Consider the following 2,166-nt stretch of genomic DNA (forward strand, 5'->3'; position numbering starts at 1 on the left):
GGCAAGGCCGAGGAAGTGCATGGCCGGTTGTTCAAGGAGGCCAGCATGGGCGTGACCCAGGCGAGCAGCGCGGCACAGCTTGCCTTGGTGGATATCTCGGTGGCGGCAGGGACGTTGGAAACCGATGCGCGCAGGTTGTTGCAGGGGATGAAGATCACGACGCAGCAGGCGGCCCGATTGGTTAGAACCGGTTTTTCCGGGTTGCGCGGGGTCGCTGGCAGCTGGGAAGTCCTGCTGGCGATAGGCGGGTTGTATCTGCAGCAGGACAGCCTGGGCAGGAATCAGGAAAAGGCGGAAACGGAGATTGGGCCGAAGGCGCATGAGGCCAAGTTGGCGTTGCAAGGATCGTACTTGGGAGTGTTGGGAGGGAGTATCGAACTGGTTGGACTGCTATTGAATTCAAGTACTAAACACATTGGCAAGCCGTGGGCTAAAAGCACCTCAGAAGCTGGTGTGTCGCTGATAAAAATCGGTGCGATGATAGGTGCAATAACCGGAGTGATTGACTCAGTGCAAGCATTTTCTGCTGCTAAACGTGCAATGGCATCCGGGGACAATACAGCAGAAACGCATTATTTTCGTGCAGGTTTTTTGTACGCCTTTTCAACTGGAGCGTTTGTCTACGCAGTATTTAAGCCCCTCCTGTTCGGACCTTTAGGCCTGGCTATAATACTGGCACTCGCCGCCTATGCACTTACCCGCTCAGCTGAACAAAGCGAATCTGATTCATTAGAGCGTTGGGCGCGACGTTGCTGCTTTGGCAGAGGCGACGAAAGTCCGGTCGTGTCTTGGGGCACACCCGAATATGCAGATATAGCGTTTGCAGAACTTAATGCCGCCACGCTTGGCGTGCACGCGGCGGTTCATTTCGAATCCAAACGCATAAGCGACCCGACCACTTCCAAAATGGGTGGCTTGATCAGTTTGGAGCTAGAGCACAAACTAAAATTTTACATCATATTACCCAAATACAATGATGAGTATTCAGCCTATCGATGGACCCTATCAGTACATCGCCATGGTGACGGTACTTTCCCCGACTTTATTGGTGGAGAGACTCTCGCTCTTGATGAGCACCAACCTGTTCAAGTTGAGGCTCTTACCAAGACGGCTATATTTCACGACTTTTCTCAGCCAAATCTGCCTGATTATAAAAGTGATATTTTAATGGAAAAGAAGCGACGGTCGCCTGACTCGGATAAGCCGTATCAGTCTTGGCTAGAGTTCACTGGAACGGCGGAGCTTATGGCGACAATTGGGCAGCATACAATAAGAGCCGCGACACTGCTGGTAAGGTATTGGCCAGATAGACGACTACCAGATGCATATGTCGAAACTTGTATTAGGGAAGCTAACGAATGAAAGCCAAGTCCAGAGTTCTTTGCGAGCGGGCTTTGCACTGGAGTCATGATCTGCCGGACGTCAGATCGGATGCAGTCCCGCGATTAAGTTTTGAGGATATAGATCCCTCGCCAAATTATTATGATTCGGTGTACCTAGAACTCCCTCGATCCACTGTCAGTTTGCGTGGCATCGCTGTATTAATAGGAGGACCGATACTAGCTTTTACTGCTGGTGCTTTTATCTACATGCCTGGGAAATTATTTGGTATTAATTGGTCGAGTGACTGGCATGTTGACCTCCTCGCCTCACTAATGCTTCTGGTCGGCATGTGGGCTACTGCGACATATGTAAAGATGGACCTGCTGCTCCCACGGGACGAACCAATCCGCTTCAATCGCGTACGACGCAAAATCTATCTCTATCAATTCAGATTTCACTACATCTATCTGTTCAGTCATAAACACTGGGGCGTCAAACCGGTCGCCTACAACTGGGACGACGTAACCGCCGAAGTCTACCGAGTCTACGCCCCCGGCCACGGCGGCCTGATCGAGAACGTCATGCTGTCGGTACGCAACCCGGAAACCAACGAAGTCATCGACCGCGTGTTCTTCACTCACGACCTCTACCACGGCGAAGCCTACTGGGCCATCGCCCGGCTATTCATGCAGCAAGGCCCCGAAGCCCTGCCAGAGTTCGTGCACCCACCCCGTGACTGGAACGACGACGATGGCCTGAGCCACATGCATTGCCTAGCACCCAAGGTTCATTGGCCGGAGGATATTGACCGCGAATCCCGTACTGCCCCATCTGAATGAGAGG

General features: G+C 52.3%; 2 protein-coding genes. Both read left to right on the forward strand.

What is annotated here, in order from left to right:
- A partial coding sequence (locus RYH74_RS26195) for an oxidoreductase (protein ID WP_317410602.1) occupies positions 1–1,362 on the forward strand: 1,362 nt, incomplete at its 5' end.
- Positions 1,359–2,162: a DUF6708 domain-containing protein gene (locus RYH74_RS26200; RefSeq protein ID WP_237140979.1), complete on the forward strand. Its 804-nt coding sequence runs from the start codon at positions 1,359–1,361 to the stop codon at positions 2,160–2,162. The genes RYH74_RS26195 and RYH74_RS26200, both read left to right, overlap by 4 nt.
- Positions 2,163–2,166 lie beyond the last annotated feature (4 nt).

The sequence above is a fragment of the Pseudomonas sp. LSJ-87 genome (assembly GCF_032971465.1).
Taxonomy (GTDB): domain Bacteria; phylum Pseudomonadota; class Gammaproteobacteria; order Pseudomonadales; family Pseudomonadaceae; genus Aquipseudomonas; species Aquipseudomonas putida_Z.

Excerpts from the sequence above, each read along its gene's own strand:
- RYH74_RS26200 (WP_237140979.1), top strand. The coding sequence starts at position 1,359 with ATGAAAGCCAAGTCCAGAGTTCTTTGCGAGCGGGCTTTGCACTGGAGT.